Source organism: Pseudomonas sp. DTU12.3 (assembly GCF_004124275.1).
Classification (GTDB): Bacteria; Pseudomonadota; Gammaproteobacteria; order Pseudomonadales; family Pseudomonadaceae; genus Aquipseudomonas; species Aquipseudomonas helmanticensis.
This window is the reverse complement of sequence record NZ_CP027218.1, coordinates 1,278,194-1,294,769: the sequence shown is the minus strand read 5'-3', so window position 1 is coordinate 1,294,769 and position 16,576 is coordinate 1,278,194. Positions and strand designations below refer to the sequence as shown.

The window sequence follows — 16,576 nt, the reverse complement described above, 5'->3', positions numbered from 1 at the left end:
AGGTTTACGCCTTAAATTCGTGTTCTGAAGCAGGTCGCTGTGCGCCCTGCGAGAAAAACCGCCGATGACGCGTCACCGGCATTCGCGCCCTGATGGACGCTTGTTCATCGCTATCGCGTTCGGCCAACAACACCGCTTCGCCTTGATCCTGCTGCGCCAGCACGCCCCCCCACGGGTCGACAATCGCCGCATGCCCGAAGGTTTCCCGCGGTCCTGGATGGGTCCCGCCCTGCGCTGCGGCCAGCACATAACACTGCGTCTCGATGGCCCGCGCACGGATCAATACATCCCAGTGCGCTGCGCCCGTCACTGCAGTAAACGCCGACGGTGCACTAATCAATTCGGCACCGGCGGCGCGCAACTCGCTGTACAACTCGGGAAAGCGCAGGTCATAACACACGCTCAGCCCGAGCCGACCGACCGGGGTGTCCGCCACCACCACGCCATTGCCATAAGCATAGTCATCGGATTCGCGGTAACGGCCACGATTGTCCGCCACATCGACATCGAACAGATGCAATTTGTCGTAGCGCGCGACGATTTCGCCGTGTTCATCGACCAACAACGAGCAGGCATTGGCCTTCGCCGTCGGTTGATCCACCGGTGGCAAGGGCAAAGTGCCGGCCACTATCCATAACTTGAGGTCGCGGGCGGTCTGTTTCAACCATGGCAGGATCGGCCCCTCGCCCTGCGCTTCAGCACGGCCGATGTCAGCAACGTCGCGACGGCCCATGGCGGCGAAATTTTCCGGCAGAACCGCAAGCTTCGCACCGCCGGCCGCTGCCTGTTCGAGCAGGCGTCGGGCCTGGGCCAGATTGGCCAGCACGTCGCTCTGGCTGACCATTTGAATCACCGCTAAAGACATGGCCACTCCTCGGAATCTGCACATAACCTTGTAGGAGCTGCCGCAGGCTGCGATCTTTTGATCTGGTTTTTAAAAAAATCCAAAGATCGCAGCCTGCGGCAGCTCCTACGCGGGGGATAGGGTCATGCTACTCAAAAAGGCTTGTCGAAGGTGATTTTCGGCTCTTTCCACGGGCCTTTGACGGTGTATTTCACACTGGCGAAGCGTGCCACGCGGTCACCGATCAGCTTGTCGATCAGAAACAGAGCCCCGCCAACCGCCGGCGCGCCAACCAGTAGCGCAGCGATCGGCAGGTTATTGGTTACCGGCAGCGTCACCAGCAACTTGGCGTCGACCTGTTCAGCGACCAGATCCAGTTTGCCGTTGAGCTCGATGTTGCTTGATGGCCCGGTCAGGCGGATCGGCTCTTTCGTATCGTAAACTCCGTTGGTCGCCACCAGCAGGCCCTTGACCCGGTCGTAGCTCAAGCCTTTGCCGAACAGATCGGAAAAGTCGAGGCGCAGGCGGCGACCGATCGAGTTGAAGTTGAGCAGACCGAACACGCGCAATGCCTGCGCGCCGCCCTCCACTTCAACAAACTGGCCCTTGTTCAGCGACGCGTCGAGGGTGCCGGAGAAACGTTTGGTCGCCAGCCATGCCGGCGAGCCCGGCCAGCGGCCGTCGACATCCATGTGGAATTCTTCGCTGGTCACGCTCGGCGCAAACCCCCAGCCCTTGAGGACATCGGCGAGGTTCTTGCCGCCGATCCGCCCCTTGAACCAGCTATTGGTCGAGCCCGGCGCACCTTCCCAGCCACCGTTGCCTTGTAGCAGGATGCCTTTGAGGCCCATATCAAGGTTGTTCAGCGCGATACCCTTGGCTGTCGGACGCACCTTGAGCGACCAGCCACCGACCAGATCCTGGCCCTGGAACAACTGATTGATGGTGATATCCAGCGCCGGGATTTTCGTCGGGTCGACCGACACCAGTGGATCGGGCGCGTTTTCGTCAGCCTGCACCGTCGGGTCTGGCGCAGGCAGCTTCACGTATTGCAGATTCACCACAATCGGCGTGCCTTTGGCATCCGGCAGACTCGCCGTGCCTTTGGCCTGCTGACTGTCGAGCGCCAGATTCCACGCGCCCGGTTTGCGATTCAGCTGCACCGAAGCCTGATCCAGCGTGGTACCGAAGGCCGTCAGTTTGCCGACCTTGAAGTCCGCGCTACTGAGCAACTTGTTGGCGCTGCCGCCCGGATCCTGTCCGGCGTACTTGCTGACCAGATCCTGCCACGGCGCCACGTCCAGCTCCGACAGCACGCCGCGAATCCGCAAGCCCTTGGCCCCCGGCAACACAGCCTCGCCGGCACCGAGGAACAATTCGCCCCGGCCCTCGGCAAAATTGCTCGGCGGTGCGGCGAAGGTGAAATTCGCCAGTTGATCGTAATTGACCCAGTAACGCCGCTCCGGCCCTTGCAGGGTCATGCGAAACACCGTGTCGCGGCCGGTTTCCGCCGTCATGCCGAAGGGCGCCGGCAGATCCACCGCCACGCCTTTCATGCTGGAGCTGACCATCAATTGGCTGTCCGCGCCGTCGAGATTCAACTGCAACTGATACGGAATCGTCCCGGAGACCGGCAGCGGCTGCGTCACACCCAGCCAGTCGGTGAGTTTCTTCACCTCGACCTGGCCCGATGCCGCAACACGGGTCCTGAGCTTGCCCGGGCTGCCGTCGGCAAAAATCTGCGCGGTGACCGGTTTGTCGAATGCCCGTGCCGCGATGTTCTGCCCGCTGAGGCCCTTGGCGCTGTCGAAGCGGAAATCGCCCTTCAACTGAGTCAGTTCGAGCTTCGGCTCGGCCAGTTTCAAGCGCGCATTGGCGGTCTTGAAATCGACGAGGATCTTCGGCAGATCGCCCTTGGCCAGCGGCACGTCCAGTTTCAGTTTGCCTTGCAGATCTCCCGCGCCTTCCCAGCCGGCAAAGGTTTCCGCTGTACCGATCGGTGCCTCCTGGAGGATCTTCAAGCCGTCGCCCAAGCCACCGGCAAAGGCACCGTCGAGGAACATGTGGCTGTCCTGCCCGGTCGGCACATGAGGAATATTGACGAAAACGTCCTTGACCTGGGTATCGAGCAACTGGCCCTTGTTCGCCCAGATACGCACGCCGCTGTCTTCGATAAACACATCGCCGCTGACTTTGCTCACGTGCGGCCAGCCCGGCTGAAAAGCCAGTTCGGCATCATGCACTTTGAAGAACAGGCTGATGCTGCGATCGGCCTCGCCGGCATTCTTGCTCAGCGAACCCTGATACTGGAAAAAACCCTGATCGACCGCGCCCTTGAGGATCGCCGTGCGCAACCACTCATCGAGTGCCGGGCTCAAGACTTCAGGCAGATACTTGGCGGTGTAGCGACCGTCGCCATCGACCAGCCCGACCCGCAGGTCCATGTAGTCTTCCTGGCTATGGTCGAAATGCAGGCGAATCAGGAAGTCGCCGGCAATCTTGCCCTCTTCGCCCAGAACCTTCAGGTACGGCGCGATCAGGGTGAAACCGTTTTTATCGAGCTTCCAGGTCAACCGCGCATTGGCCTGCAGGTATTGCCATGGCTTGGCGAAAATCGGATCGAGGTGCAGGACGAAATCCTTGCTGTCCATACGCAACTCGCCACCGTCGAGATCACCGGTGAGGCTGCCGCTGACGTTTCGCGCCGCAGGAGCGCCGTGGTAGGCGTCGAAGCCGACCTGGTCGAGATTGGCCGCGAAGCTGAACTTCGAGCCATCGGTGGCAGCAGGCCGGAAATCCAGCAGCACATTGCGCAGGCCACCGGTGACTTTCAAATGATCGACCACCTCGGCGAAACCTTTCGGCAACGGCCCAAGCGCATTGAGCAACGGCGTGATCGGGGTCAGGTCCAGACGATCGGCCTGAAGATGCCAGAGCTCTTCAACCTTGTCGGTGGCACGGGTCTGCTGCAACTGGACGTGAGACTCCCAGCGGGTTTCGCCAAAATTCATCGCCAGCGAATCGAGGGTGAGAGTCGCACCTTCGGCACTGTTCTGGTAGTAAGCGTTAAGTGCCAGATTGTTGATCTGGATCGGCTTGCGCTCGGCATAAGCGCCAGTCAGTTGTGGCGCATTCAAGCGCAGCGCAGCGCTTTGCAAAATGCCCTCGGCCCAGTTCACCCAAAGCTCGCCGCCGGCCTTGATCTGGGAAAAATTCCATTGCTGGGTGAGACGCTCGGGCAGCCATTTCGCCCAATCGCTTTGCGGCAAACTGGCGTAACCGTCGACGCTGCTGTTCTGCCATTGGTCGGGGCGAATGCGCGTGCGCAGGCTCAAGGCGACGGGTTGACCATCAGGTAATGTCAGGCGTGCATCGAGGCGTTGCCGGCTGGCACCGGTTTTCAGGTTAAGGCCGACATAGGTAAGGGTCAGCGGCGCGTGATCCTGCGGCTGCAGAGTCACTTGGCTGTCGAGTACCGACAGTTGCTGAATCATTTGCGAACGATTGAACAACTGCTGCGCATCGAGCGGCTGATCGTTCTGTACCGGCAAGCCTTCCAGCGCCCAACTGCCGTCCTCCGCTTCCTTGAGGCTGATTTTCAGGCCATTGAGTTCCAGATGCGCAATGCGCACCTCGCGCGCCAGCAGACTGGCCCACAGATCCGGCACTGCGCGCACCCGGTCCAGGCGCAAGGCATTGGCACCCTCGCCGACCATCACGTCGTGGGCCAGCAGGATCGGTGCAAAACCGCTCCAGTTGCCTTCCAGCTCACCGATCTGCAACGGCATGCCGAGTGCGGCACTCGCCTTGGCTTCGATATCCGCACGATACTCGGCCACCAGCGGGGTCAGTTCGCGGCCGAGACTGACGTACAACGCCATCAATACCAGAACCAACGCGCACAGGCCCAGCCCCCAGCGGGTAATTGCGGCCAAAATGCGTGTCAGACGTTCCATGTCAGTTGGCTCCCATGGCAAAAATACTGCGAAAAGCTGAGGCCAGCCGCGGTGAAAAAGGTGTGACGCAGGGGTTCAGAGCAGCACCACGTCATATTGTTCCTGGGAATACATGGTTTCCACCTGGAAGCGTATGGTGCGGCCGATAAACCCTTCAAGCTCGGCGACGTTACCGGATTCTTCATCTAGCAAACGGTCGACCACTTTCTGGTTGGCCAGTACGCGATAACCCTCGGCCTGATAGGCGCGGGCCTCGCGGAGAATCTCGCGGAAAATCTCGTAACAGATGGTTTCCGGAGTTTTCAGCTTGCCGCGCCCCTGGCAACTGCTGCACGGCTCGCACAGCACTTGTTCAAGGCTTTCGCGGGTGCGCTTGCGGGTCATCTGCACCAGGCCCAACTCGGTGATACCGATGATGTTGGTCTTGGCGTGATCGCGTTCCAGTTGTTTTTCCAGGGTCCGCAGGACCTGACGCTGGTGCTCTTCATCTTCCATGTCGATGAAGTCGATGATGATGATCCCGCCGAGATTGCGCAGGCGCAGCTGCCGGGCAATCGCCGTGGCCGCTTCGAGGTTGGTCTTGAAGATGGTTTCTTCGAGGTTGCGATGACCGACGAACGCGCCGGTATTGACGTCGATGGTGGTCATGGCTTCCGCCGGATCGACCACCAGATAACCACCGGATTTCAACGGGACTTTGCGTTCGAGGGCTTTCTGAATTTCGTCTTCGACCCCATAGAGGTCAAAGATCGGTCGCTCGCCCGGGTAGTGTTCCAGACGATCGGCAATCTCCGGCATCAGTTCGGCGACAAACTGCGTGGTTTTCTGGAAGGTTTCCCGGGAATCGATGCGGATCTTCTCGATCTTCGGATTGACCAGATCGCGCAGGGTGCGCAATGCCAGGCCGAGGTCTTCGTAGATCACGCTCGGCGCGGAAATGGTCTTGATCTGGTCGTTGATCTGATCCCACAGACGGCGCAGATAGCGGATGTCCATGAGGATCTCGTCAGCACCGGCACCTTCAGCGGCGGTGCGCAGGATGAAACCGCCCGCCTCTTTGATACCTTCCTTGGCCACGCAATCGCTGACCACCTGCTTGAGGCGCTCGCGCTCGGCTTCGTCTTCGATTTTCAGCGAAATGCCAACGTGGGCAGTGCGCGGCATGTACACCAGATAGCGCGACGGAATCGACAGTTGCGTGGTCAGCCGCGCGCCTTTGGAGCCGATCGGATCCTTGGTGACTTGCACCACCAGGCTCTGGCCTTCGTGCACCAGCGCACTGATGCTTTCCACCGCCGGGCCTTCGCGTTGCGAGATTTCAGCGGCATGAATGAACGCGGCGCGATCGAGGCCGATGTCGACGAATGCGGCCTGCATACCCGGCAACACGCGGACGATCTTGCCTTTATAGATGTTGCCGACGATCCCGCGTTTTTGCGTGCGCTCGACGTGGACTTCTTGCAGCACACCGTTTTCGACCACCGCCACGCGCGATTCCATCGGCGTGATGTTGATCAGAATCTCTTCACTCATGGCAGGATCTCGTTCAGGCATGTTCACGATAATGGCCGCATCTGGATGGGTACGACGCTTATTGCGCGTTCAGGTTTTGCCAACAGGGTATGCCGAAATGGCCCAACAGTTCTGCGGTTTCGCAAACAGGTAGCCCGACCACCGCCGAGTAACTGCCATTGAGGCCGGCGACGAACACTGCGCCGAGCCCTTGAATGCCATAACCGCCGGCCTTGTCACCGGGTTCACCGCTGGCCCAGTAGGCGCCGGCTTCCTCACGACTGATCGGGCGGAACCGCACCAGACTGCGCACCACCCGCGATTCGCAACGTTCGCCTTCGAGCAGGGCAATGGCGGTCAGCACTTCATGCTCCTTGCCGGACAACATCATCAGCATGGCGCATGCGTCGGCTTCGTCCACCGGTTTGCCAAGAATTTTGCCGTCAAGCACCACAGCGGTGTCGGCGCCCAGCACGCAGAAAGGCTGCGCGCCATTGACCGTGCGTCGGCCGGCCTCGGCCTTGCCGCGCGCGAGGCGCTCGACGTAGGCCGATGGCGATTCTTCGAGGAATGGGGTTTCGTCGATGTCCGCACTGATGGCGGAGAACGCCACGCCGATCTGCGTGAGCAATTCACGTCGACGCGGCGATCCGGAGGCAAGGTAAAGCGGCTTCATCAAAACATCTCCCTGTTCAGTGACCAGCTTCACCGGCTCAATTGATTTTGTAGCGGCGGCGCAATCCACGCAGAGCGAAGCTGACCCACGGCCAGAGCAAGGCACTGACCAGCGCCGGAAGGACCAGCGCCAGGGTTGGTTGACGGTTACCGGTCAGGGCGCTCAGCCACAACTGCACCAGTTGCGCGAGGCCGAAGATCACCAGGATCACCAGGCATTGCTGCCACATCGGAAACATCCGCAGGCGCTGTTGCAATGACAGTACGAGGAAAGTGATCAGCGTCAGGATCAACGCGTTCTGCCCAAGCAGCGTGCCGTACAGCACGTCTTCGGCCAGCCCGAGGCAAAACGCCGTGACCATGCCAACGGTGTGCGGCATGTACAGCGCCCAGAACGTCAGGAGCAGCGCCAGCCACAGCGGACGGAGGATTTCCATGAATTGCGGCAACGGCGAGACACTGAGCAACATGCCGATGAGGAAGGTCAGCCAGACAATCCAGCCGTTACGCGAGGCGGTAGCGCCGACCATTATTCTTGTCTCCCGGTTGTCGCCGGTGCTGTGACAGGCGGTTTTGCCGCCGGACGTGCAGCAGGCTGGGCAGCTGGAGGTTTGGCCGCCGCCGGGGTGGCTGCAGGTGGTTTTGCCGCTGCGGGCGGTTTGCCTGCAACGGGTTTCGCCGGTGTCGCGCTGGCAGCAGCGGCTGGCGCGGCAGGTGTTGCCGGCGTCGCGCTCGCTGCGGCAGCAGGCGGGGTCACGGTTTTCGGCACAGTGGCCGGAATGATCGGGCCGCCGCCAAAGGCATCGAGGTTTTCCTGCGCCTGTGCGGCATCGTTGGCGCGCTCTTCGGCGGTGCGGGTGTCGCTGAACACCAGCAGCAGGTAGCGGCTGCGGTTGAGTGCGGCCGTCGGTACGGCGCGGACGATGGCGAAAGGCTGACCGGAATCGTGGATCACTTCCTTCACGGTCGCGACCGGATAACCGGCCGGAAAGCGCTGGCCGAGACCAGAGCTGACCAGCAAGTCGCCTTCCTTGATGTCGGCGGTGTCGGCAACGTGACGCAATTCCAGACGCTCCGGGTTGCCGGTACCGCTGGCAATCGCGCGCAGACCGTTACGGTTCACCTGCACGGGGATGCTGTGAGTGGTGTCGGTCAGCAGCAAAACACGCGAGGTGTATGGCATCAACTCGACCACCTGGCCCATCAAGCCGCGTGCATCGAGCACCGGTTGACCGAGCACCACGCCGTCACGCTCACCTTTATTGATGATGATGCGATGAGTGAAGGGATTGGGGTCCATGCCGATCAACTCGGCCACTTCGACCTTCTCGTTGACCAGCGCGGAAGAATTGAGCAACTCGCGCAGCCGAACGTTCTGCTCAGTGAGGGCAGCAAGCTTTTGCATGCGTCCCTGCAACAGCAGGTTTTCGGTCTTGAGTTTTTCGTTTTCGGCGACAAGCTCGGTGCGGCTGCCGAACTGACTGGCGATCCCTTCCCAGAGCCGTCCGGGCAGGTCGGTGATCCAGTAGGCATCCATCAACACCAGCGACGCTTGTTTGCGCGCAGGTTTGAGCAGATCAAAGCGGGCATCGACCACCATCAGCGCGACCGACAGCACGGCCAGCACCAACAGGCGCACACCCAACGAAGGGCCTTTGGCGAAAAGCGGTTTAATAAGCCGCTCCTCCCAGGCAAATGTTCTGTTTATTCATACGGCATCAAACCGGCCTGGATGAAGACTGACAGAAGATAAACGCCAACAGGCAGCACTGCAAAGTGCTGCCTGCGCGCTCACCCACGTATTGCACCCGGCGACTTATTCGCTCGAGAGCAGGTCCATGGTGTGCTTATCCATCATTTCCAATGCACGGCCACCGCCGCGAGCAACACAGGTCAGCGGATCTTCGGCAACGATCACCGGCAGACCGGTTTCCTGGGCCAGCAGCTTGTCGAGGTCACGCAGCAGCGCGCCACCACCGGTCAGCACCAGGCCACGCTCGGCGATGTCGGAAGCCAGTTCCGGCGGCGATTGCTCCAGCGCGCTTTTCACGGCCTGAACGATGGTTGCCAGGGACTCTTGCAGAGCTTCCAGCACTTCATTGGAGTTCAGGGTGAATGCGCGTGGAACGCCTTCGGCCAGGTTGCGACCGCGAACGTCGACTTCGCGAACTTCGCCGCCCGGGTAGGCCGTGCCGATTTCCTGCTTGATGCGCTCAGCGGTGGATTCACCGATCAGGCTGCCGTAGTTACGACGCACGTAGGTGATGATCGCTTCGTCGAAGCGGTCGCCGCCAACACGCACGGATTCGGCGTAAACCACACCGTTCAGCGAGATCAGCGCGATTTCAGTGGTACCACCACCGATATCCACGACCATCGAGCCGCGTGCTTCTTCAACCGGCAGGCCGGCACCGATCGCAGCAGCCATTGGCTCTTCGATCAGGAACACTTCACGCGCACCGGCACCGAGGGCCGATTCACGGATGGCACGACGCTCAACCTGAGTGGATTTGCATGGAACGCAGATCAGCACACGAGGGCTAGGCTGCAGAAAGCTGTTTTCGTGAACCTTGTTAATAAAGTATTGCAGCATCTTTTCGCAGACGCTGAAGTCGGCGATCACGCCGTCCTTCATCGGACGAATGGCAGCAATGTTGCCCGGCGTACGGCCGAGCATGCGCTTGGCCTCGGTGCCGACAGCAACGACACTTTTCTGATTACCGTGTGTCCGAATGGCCACAACCGATGGCTCATTCAGGACGATACCGCGCTCGCGCACGTAAATAAGGGTGTTGGCAGTGCCCAGGTCAATGGAAAGATCGCTGGAAAACATGCCACGCAGTTTCTTGAACATGGGAAAGGGACCCTAGGCAACGCGTGGGTAAAAAAGTGCGGCAAACTCTAACAACGACAGGGATTTTGGGCAAGGCGCCAATATGTTAAATTGGCCGCTTTTCTGTGCACCAAGCCCCACAATCGCGGCCTTATGACCGTAGAAGTGCGGTAGTGTTCCGACAATCTAACACACGGACGCCGTCCGTTCTGTTTTCCACAGGAGAATCCCGATGGCGCTAGAACGCTCCGACGTGGAAAAAATCGCTCATCTGGCCTGCCTTGGCCTTAATGATGCCGATCTTCCACACATTACTTCCGCTCTCAACAGCATTCTCGGTCTGGTCGACGAAATGCAGGCTGTTAATACCGACGGAATCGAGCCTCTGGCCCACCCGCTGGAAGCCAGTCAGCGCCTGCGCGCCGACGTCGTGACCGAGAGCAATCACCGCGAGGCCTACCAGTCCATCGCACCAGCGGTCGAAAACGGCCTGTATCTGGTTCCGAAAGTCATCGACTAAAGGGAAAGAGCCTGCAATGCATCAAATGACTCTGGCCGAGATCGCCCGCGGTCTCGCCGATAAAAAGTTTTCCTCCGAAGAGCTGACCAAAGTCCTGCTGGCGCGCGTTACCCAGCTCGATCCGCAGCTCAACAGTTTCATCAGCCTCACCGAAGAGCTGGCCATCGAGCAGGCGAAAGCCGCCGATGCACGCCGCGCCAACGGTGAGAGCGGCGCCCTGCTCGGCGCGCCGATCGCTCACAAAGACCTGTTCTGCACCCAGGGCATTCGCACCAGCTGCGGCTCGAAGATGCTCGACAACTTCAAGGCGCCGTACGACGCCACTGTGGTCGCGAAACTGGCCGCTGCCGGCGCTGTGACCCTGGGCAAGACCAACATGGACGAATTCGCCATGGGTTCGGCCAACGAGTCGAGCTGGTACGGCGCGGTGAAAAACCCGTGGAACCTGGAACACGTACCGGGCGGTTCGTCCGGCGGTTCGGCGGCGGCGGTTGCCGCGCGTCTGTTGCCAGCAGCCACTGCTACCGACACCGGCGGTTCGATCCGTCAGCCAGCAGCATTCACCAACCTCACTGGCCTGAAACCGACGTACGGTCGTGTTTCGCGCTGGGGCATGATCGCTTACGCCTCCAGTCTCGATCAGGGCGGCCCGTTGGCGCGCACTGCCGAAGACTGCGCGATTTTGTTGCAAGGTATGGCCGGCTTCGATCAGAACGACTCGACCAGCATCGATGAGCCGGTTCCGGATTACTCCGCCAGCCTCGGCGATTCGCTGCAAGGCCTGCGTATTGGCGTGCCGAAGGAATACTTCAGCGCCGGTCTCGACCCGCGTATTGCCGAGCTGATCCAGAACAGCATTAAAGAGCTGCAAAAGCTCGGTGCCGTGATCAAGGAAATCAGCCTGCCGAACATGCAGCACGCGATCCCTGCGTACTACGTGATCGCGCCAGCAGAAGCCTCTTCCAACCTGTCGCGTTTCGACGGCGTGCGTTTCGGCCACCGTTGCGAGCAACCGAAAGACCTGATCGACCTGTACAAGCGCTCGCGTGGCGAAGGCTTCGGCCCGGAAGTGCAGCGCCGGATCATGGTCGGTGCCTACGCGCTGTCCGCCGGTTACTACGACGCCTACTACCTGAAAGCGCAGAAGATCCGTCGTCTGGTGAAGAACGACTTCATGGCTGCCTTTAATGAAGTCGACATCATCCTCGGCCCAACCACGCCGAACCCGGCCTGGAAGCTTGGCGCCAAGAACAGCGACCCGGTCGCTGCCTATCTGGAAGACGTCTACACCATCACCGCCAACCTCGCGGGCCTGCCGGGCCTGTCGATGCCGGCCGGTTTTGTCGACGGTCTGCCGGTGGGCGTGCAGTTGCTCGCGCCGTATTTCCAGGAAGGTCGCCTGTTGAACGTTGCCCACCAGTATCAGTTACACACTGACTGGCACACCCGCACCCCGCAGGGGTTTTGAAACTGCTGCGCTAGGTAATGCTGCGTTGAAAACTGGCTCGTAATGCTCATTGACTAAAGTCAACTCCGCTTACTCGCCAGTTTTCGCCTTGCCTTACCTTCGCTCGCGACGTTTCAAAATCCCCAGCAAAAGGCTAGGAGACACACATGCAATGGGAAGTCGTGATCGGGCTGGAGATTCATACTCAGCTCACTACCCGGTCGAAAATCTTTTCCGGTAGTTCCACCACGTTCGGCTCCGAGCCGAACACCCAGGCCAGCCTGATCGACCTGGGCATGCCCGGTGTATTGCCGGTGCTGAACCAGGAAGCCGTGCGTATGGCGGTGATGTTCGGTCTGGCGATTGACGCCGAGATCGGTCAGCACAACGTGTTCGCCCGTAAAAACTACTTCTATCCGGACTTGCCGAAGGGCTATCAGATCAGCCAGATGGAATTGCCGATTGTCGGTAAAGGCCACCTTGACATCGCCCTCGAAGACGGCACGGTCAAACGCGTCGGCATCACCCGCGCGCACCTGGAAGAAGATGCCGGCAAGAGCCTGCACGAAGAATTCAACGGTGCCACCGGCATCGACCTGAACCGTGCCGGCACGCCGCTGCTGGAAATCGTTTCCGAGCCGGACATGCGCAGTGCCAAGGAAGCCGTGGCTTACGTCAAGGCAGTCCACGCGCTGGTGCGTTACCTGGGCATCTGCGACGGCAACATGGCCGAAGGCTCGCTGCGTTGCGACTGCAACGTGTCGATCCGTCCGAAAGGCCAGGTCGAGTTCGGCACGCGCTGCGAGATCAAGAACGTCAACTCGTTCCGTTTCATCGAGAAGGCGATCAACTCCGAGATCCAGCGTCAGATCGAGCTGATCGAAGACGGCGGCAAAGTGATCCAGCAGACCCGTCTGTACGATCCGAACAAGGACGAGACCCGTCCGATGCGTTCGAAAGAGGAAGCCAACGACTACCGTTACTTCCCCGATCCGGACTTGCTGCCGGTGATCATCGAAGAGTCGTTCCTCGGTGAGGTCCGCGCCACCCTGCCGGAACTGCCTCCGCAAAAACGCGAGCGTTTCCAGGAGCAATTCGGTCTGTCGGTCTATGACGCCAGCGTCCTGGCCACCAGCCGCGAACAAGCCGATTACTTCGAGAAAGTCGCGGCCATCGGCGGCGACGCCAAACTGGCGGCGAACTGGGTGATGGTCGAGTTGGGCAGCCTGCTCAACAAACAAGGCCTGGACATCGACGAGTCGCCGGTTTCGGCGGAACTGTTGGGCGGCATGCTGCAACGCATCAAGGACAACACCATCTCCGGCAAGATCGCCAAGGTGGTGTTCGAAGCGATGGCCAACGGTGAAGGCAGCGCAGACGAGATCATCGAAAAGCGAGGCTTGAAGCAGGTGACCGACAGCGGCGCGATCTCGGCCGTGCTCGACGAAATGCTCGCGGCCAACGCCGAGCAGGTTGAACAGTACCGTGCGGCTGATGAAGCCAAACGCGGCAAGATGTTCGGCTTCTTTGTTGGCCAGGCGATGAAAGCGTCGAAAGGCAAGGCCAACCCGCAGCAAGTGAACGAACTGCTGAAAAGCAAGCTCGAAGGCTGATGCAAATGGAGCCAGACTCAAAGCCTGGCTCCATCTCCTGTGGGAGTGATCTGTGGCGAGGGGATTTATCCCCGTTGGGCTGCGAAGCGGCCCCAAATGCCGAGCTTGATTTACACCAGATAAACCGAGCTCTCAGATTTTGGGACTGCTGCGCAGTCCAACGGGGATAAATCCCCTCGCCACAAAAGCTCACCCTGCACTAGTTTCGGGAAACCTTTGAATGAAGCGTTTGTTCATCAGCTGCGCCCTGCTCTCCTTGCTGGCCGGTTGCGCCAGCACCGACATCATCGACCCGCACGGTTACGACCAGACCGGCGTCGCCTCCTATTACGGTGCCAAGCATCACGGTAAACGCACCGCCAGTGGCGAAGCGTTCAACCAGAATTCCCTGACCGCCGCCCACCGCCAGCTACCCTTTGGCACGCGGGTGAAGATCACCAACCTGAAAAACGATGAATCCGTCGTGGTTCGCATCAACGACCGCGGCCCGCACACCCGTGGCCGTCTGATCGATGTGTCACGCGCGGCCGCCGAACAGCTCGGCATGCTGCGCAGCGGCACCGCGCGGGTTCGCGTACAGGCCCTCGACGACTGATGGAGCGCTGACTATTTTCGGACTGACCGATTTGCCGCTGATCAGCGTGATCGAACTGCTTGCCGGCCTGTGCCTGCTGATCTTCGGCGCCGAGCTGATGGTGCGCGCGGCGGTGCGTCTGGCCGAGCGCCTGCACGTGCGCCCGTTGATCATCGGCCTGACCATCGTCGCCCTCGGCAGCAGCGCACCGCAGATGGCGGTCAGTGTGCAGGCGGCACTGTCGCACAACCCCGACATTGCGGTCAGCAGTGTGGTCGGCAGCAGCATCTTCAACATTCTCGTCACCCTCGGCCTGTCAGCGCTGATCATTCCGCTGCGCGTCTCCCGGCAACTGGTGCGCCTCGATATTCCGCTGATGATCGGCGCCAGCCTGCTGGTGTTCGTGCTCGCCTGGAATGAAGAGATCGGCCGCTTCGACGGCATTCTGCTGCTGGCCGCCCTAGCGCTATACCTGGGCTTGCTGTTGCGCCAGTCACGCCACTCGACGCGACCACATTCTGAACAGACAGACACCGCGCAAGCCTCCTGGATCGGTAGTTCGTTGATGATCATTACCGGCCTTGCCATGCTGGTGTTCGCCGGGCACCTGCTGCTGGGCGCCGCCGTGGTGGTGGCGACGGACCTCGGCTTCTCGGAGCGGGTGATCGGCCTGACCGTGGTCGCCGTTGGCACCTCGCTGCCGGAACTGGCAACCTCGCTGATCGCGGCATTGCGCGGGCAGCGCGACATCGCCGTGGGCAACGTCATTGGCGCCAATCTGTTCAATCTGCTCGGCGTACTCGGCCTGACCGCGTTGATCGCGCCGACGCCACTGTCGGTATCGCCGAACGCACTGGATTTCGACCTGCCGGTGATGCTCGGCGTCGCCGCGTTGTGCCTGCCGGTGTTCTATTCCGGCTACCGCGTGACCCGCGCCGAAGGTTTGTTGCTGCTGGGTTTGTATCTGGCTTACGGGTTGCACGTGGTGTCGTTCACCACCGGCATGCCACTGGCCGGCAAACTTGAGCGTTTGATGCTGTTTTATGTTCTGCCGGCGCTGTTGATGTTTCTGCTGTTCACATCGATCCGCGCCTGGCGCCGCCAACACCACAAGAGTGATACGCCATGACCGAATCGAAGAAGTCCGGGGTAGATGTCCGCCGCCAGGTAATGGGCGATGCGTTTGTTGATCGGGCGTTGGATAACGCCACCGAGTTCACCCAGCCGCTGCAGGATTTCGTCAATGAACACGCGTGGGGCGGCGTGTGGAATCGTGAAGGTTTGCCGCTGAAGACGCGCAGCTTGATTACCCTCGCCGCGCTGACGGCGTTGAAGTGCCCGCAAGAGCTGAAAGGCCATGTGCGTGGTGCGCTGAACAATGGCTGCACGGTGGAAGAGATTCGCGAGGCGCTGCTGCATTGCGCGGTGTATGCCGGCGTGCCCGCGGCGATTGATGCATTCCGCGCGGCGCAGGAAGTGATCGATACCTACGAGAAGAGCTGAAAGATCGCAGCCTTCGGCAGCTCCTACAGGAGTACACATTCCCATGTAGGAGCTGCCGCAGGCTGCGATCTTTTGACCCTGCCCTTTAGATCCACCCACCCCACTGCAAAACGAAGATCCCGACATTGGTGGTAATCGCCGCCATCAACGTAGTCATCACGATAATCGCCGCCGCCAGCTCATGATTACCCTGCGCCGCGCGGGCCATGACGAAACTTGCCGCCGCCGTCGGGCTGCCGAAATACAGAAACAGAATCCCCAACTCCGCCCCACGAAAACCCCACAACCACGCCCCCAGCGTCGCCAGCACTGGCAAACCAACCATCTTCACCAGGCTCGAACTCAGCGCCATGTTGCCGCTCTTGCGCAACGCTGCCAGCGATAGCGTGCCGCCGATGCAAATCAGCGCCAGCGGCAAGGTGGTTTGCGCCAGATACTGCCCTGAGGTCTCCAGCCACCCCGGCAAACCGATCTTGAAATAAGCAAACGGCGCCGCCGCGATCACGCTGATGATCAGCGGATTGCTGAACACGCTTTTGCAGATGCTCCACGGATCGGACTTGATCACCGGGCTGTACACCGCCAGCACAATGGTCGACAGCGTGTTGTAGAACAGGATCACCAGCGCCGCGAGAATCGCCCCGAGGGAAATCCCGTAATCGCCGTACATGCTCGCCGCCAGCGCCAGACCGATCACGCCGTTGTTACCGCGAAATGCGCCTTGGGTGTAGATACCGCGATCTTCGCGCGGGCATTTGAAAATCGCCCAGCCCCAGGCCAGGGCAAAGCTCACCAGCGTGGCGAGGGAAAAGTAGATCAGCAGGGACGGTTGCAACGCGGCGTGCAGATCGGCATGCAGAATGCCGAGGAACAGCAGCGCCGGCATGGTCACGTTGAACACCAGCGAGGAGGCGGTGTGAATGAAGTTGTCGTTGATCCAGTCGATGCGCTTGAGCAGCACACCGAGAAACAACATGGCAAATACCGGCGCGGTGATGTTCAGGGTTTCGAGGAAGATTGCCAGCATGCCGGGGAGCCTTGGATGAGCGTCGTTGGATGCCAATGATAAAGCAAAAGCCCCTCACCCTAGCCCTCTCCC

14 protein-coding genes are annotated in these 16,576 nt (G+C 60.5%); 6 read left to right on the top strand and 8 right to left on the bottom strand.

Annotation, left to right across the window (positions count from 1 at the left end; all coding sequences use genetic code 11):
- Positions 1–4: 4 nt before the first annotated feature.
- The 7 genes from C2E19_RS05690 to mreB all read right to left on the bottom strand — a co-directional run bounded on the left by C2E19_RS05690 (position 5) and on the right by mreB (position 9,841).
- Positions 5–865, bottom strand: coding sequence for a carbon-nitrogen hydrolase family protein (locus C2E19_RS05690; RefSeq protein WP_129389148.1), 861 nt, complete (start codon positions 863–865; stop codon positions 5–7).
- A 131-nt stretch (positions 866–996) separates the two neighbouring features.
- Complete coding sequence (locus C2E19_RS05685) at positions 997–4,800, bottom strand: YhdP family protein (RefSeq protein WP_129389145.1); 3,804 nt, start codon at positions 4,798–4,800, stop codon at positions 997–999.
- Between the two features lie 75 nt (positions 4,801–4,875).
- Positions 4,876–6,333 carry a ribonuclease G gene (gene rng, locus C2E19_RS05680; RefSeq protein WP_129389142.1) on the bottom strand — a complete coding sequence of 486 codons (1,458 nt, stop codon included), beginning with the start codon at positions 6,331–6,333 and terminating at the stop codon, positions 4,876–4,878.
- A 58-nt stretch (positions 6,334–6,391) separates the two neighbouring features.
- Positions 6,392–6,988, bottom strand: coding sequence for a nucleoside triphosphate pyrophosphatase (locus tag C2E19_RS05675; protein WP_129389139.1), 597 nt, complete (start codon positions 6,986–6,988; stop codon positions 6,392–6,394).
- Positions 6,989–7,025: 37 nt separating this feature from the next.
- The gene (gene mreD, locus C2E19_RS05670) at positions 7,026–7,517 is read right to left on the bottom strand and encodes a rod shape-determining protein MreD (protein WP_129389136.1); all 492 of its coding nucleotides are present in this window, start codon (positions 7,515–7,517) and stop codon (positions 7,026–7,028) included.
- Positions 7,517–8,662 carry a rod shape-determining protein MreC gene (mreC, locus tag C2E19_RS05665; protein ID WP_129389133.1) on the bottom strand — a complete coding sequence of 382 codons (1,146 nt, stop codon included), beginning with the start codon at positions 8,660–8,662 and terminating at the stop codon, positions 7,517–7,519. Before mreC ends, mreD begins: the two co-directional genes overlap by 1 nt.
- A gap of 141 nt (positions 8,663–8,803) precedes the next feature.
- Positions 8,804–9,841: a rod shape-determining protein MreB gene (gene mreB / locus C2E19_RS05660; protein WP_002555108.1), complete on the bottom strand. Its 1,038-nt coding sequence runs from the start codon at positions 9,839–9,841 to the stop codon at positions 8,804–8,806.
- A gap of 211 nt (positions 9,842–10,052) precedes the next feature.
- On the opposite strand from mreB, the gene gatC reads away from it, so the two are divergent.
- From gatC to C2E19_RS05630, 6 genes are all read left to right on the top strand, one after another.
- Positions 10,053–10,340, top strand: a complete 288-nt coding sequence (gatC, locus tag C2E19_RS05655) for an Asp-tRNA(Asn)/Glu-tRNA(Gln) amidotransferase subunit GatC (protein ID WP_007915356.1) — start codon at positions 10,053–10,055, stop codon at positions 10,338–10,340.
- Between the two features lie 16 nt (positions 10,341–10,356).
- Entirely contained in the window at positions 10,357–11,808 is a 1,452-nt protein-coding gene (gene gatA / locus C2E19_RS05650; protein WP_129389130.1) for an Asp-tRNA(Asn)/Glu-tRNA(Gln) amidotransferase subunit GatA, read from the top strand.
- 146 nt (positions 11,809–11,954) lie between these two features.
- Positions 11,955–13,400 carry an Asp-tRNA(Asn)/Glu-tRNA(Gln) amidotransferase subunit GatB gene (gatB, locus tag C2E19_RS05645; protein WP_129389127.1) on the top strand — a complete coding sequence of 482 codons (1,446 nt, stop codon included), beginning with the start codon at positions 11,955–11,957 and terminating at the stop codon, positions 13,398–13,400.
- Between the two features lie 220 nt (positions 13,401–13,620).
- Positions 13,621–13,995, top strand: coding sequence for a septal ring lytic transglycosylase RlpA family protein (locus C2E19_RS05640; protein ID WP_129389124.1), 375 nt, complete (start codon positions 13,621–13,623; stop codon positions 13,993–13,995).
- A gap of 46 nt (positions 13,996–14,041) precedes the next feature.
- A complete protein-coding gene (locus tag C2E19_RS05635) occupies positions 14,042–15,103 on the top strand; it encodes a calcium/sodium antiporter (protein ID WP_129396092.1) in 1,062 nt (353 codons plus the stop codon).
- Positions 15,100–15,477: a carboxymuconolactone decarboxylase family protein gene (locus tag C2E19_RS05630; RefSeq protein WP_129389120.1), complete on the top strand. Its 378-nt coding sequence runs from the start codon at positions 15,100–15,102 to the stop codon at positions 15,475–15,477. Before C2E19_RS05635 ends, C2E19_RS05630 begins: the two co-directional genes overlap by 4 nt.
- A gap of 85 nt (positions 15,478–15,562) precedes the next feature.
- Here C2E19_RS05630 and C2E19_RS05625 read toward each other — a convergent pair whose 3' ends face one another.
- On the bottom strand, positions 15,563–16,504 hold the full coding sequence (locus C2E19_RS05625; protein ID WP_016984178.1) for an AEC family transporter: 942 nt from the start codon (positions 16,502–16,504) through the stop codon (positions 15,563–15,565).
- Positions 16,505–16,576: the final 72 nt, after the last annotated feature.

Bases quoted from the DNA above. Each gene is read 5' to 3' on its own strand.
- C2E19_RS05625 (WP_016984178.1), bottom strand. From the start codon at position 16,504: ATGCTGGCAATCTTCCTCGAAACCCTGAACATCACCGCGCCGGTATTT.
- mreD (WP_129389136.1), bottom strand. From the start codon at position 7,517: ATGGTCGGCGCTACCGCCTCGCGTAACGGCTGGATTGTCTGGCTGACC.
- gatB (WP_129389127.1), top strand. From the start codon at position 11,955: ATGCAATGGGAAGTCGTGATCGGGCTGGAGATTCATACTCAGCTCACT.
- mreB (WP_002555108.1), bottom strand. From the start codon at position 9,841: ATGTTCAAGAAACTGCGTGGCATGTTTTCCAGCGATCTTTCCATTGAC.
- C2E19_RS05685 (WP_129389145.1), bottom strand. From the start codon at position 4,800: ATGGAACGTCTGACACGCATTTTGGCCGCAATTACCCGCTGGGGGCTG.
- C2E19_RS05630 (WP_129389120.1), top strand. From the start codon at position 15,100: ATGACCGAATCGAAGAAGTCCGGGGTAGATGTCCGCCGCCAGGTAATG.
- C2E19_RS05690 (WP_129389148.1), bottom strand. From the start codon at position 865: ATGTCTTTAGCGGTGATTCAAATGGTCAGCCAGAGCGACGTGCTGGCC.
- gatA (WP_129389130.1), top strand. From the start codon at position 10,357: ATGCATCAAATGACTCTGGCCGAGATCGCCCGCGGTCTCGCCGATAAA.
- gatC (WP_007915356.1), top strand. From the start codon at position 10,053: ATGGCGCTAGAACGCTCCGACGTGGAAAAAATCGCTCATCTGGCCTGC.
- C2E19_RS05640 (WP_129389124.1), top strand. From the start codon at position 13,621: ATGAAGCGTTTGTTCATCAGCTGCGCCCTGCTCTCCTTGCTGGCCGGT.
- C2E19_RS05675 (WP_129389139.1), bottom strand. From the start codon at position 6,988: ATGAAGCCGCTTTACCTTGCCTCCGGATCGCCGCGTCGACGTGAATTG.
- rng (WP_129389142.1), bottom strand. From the start codon at position 6,333: ATGAGTGAAGAGATTCTGATCAACATCACGCCGATGGAATCGCGCGTG.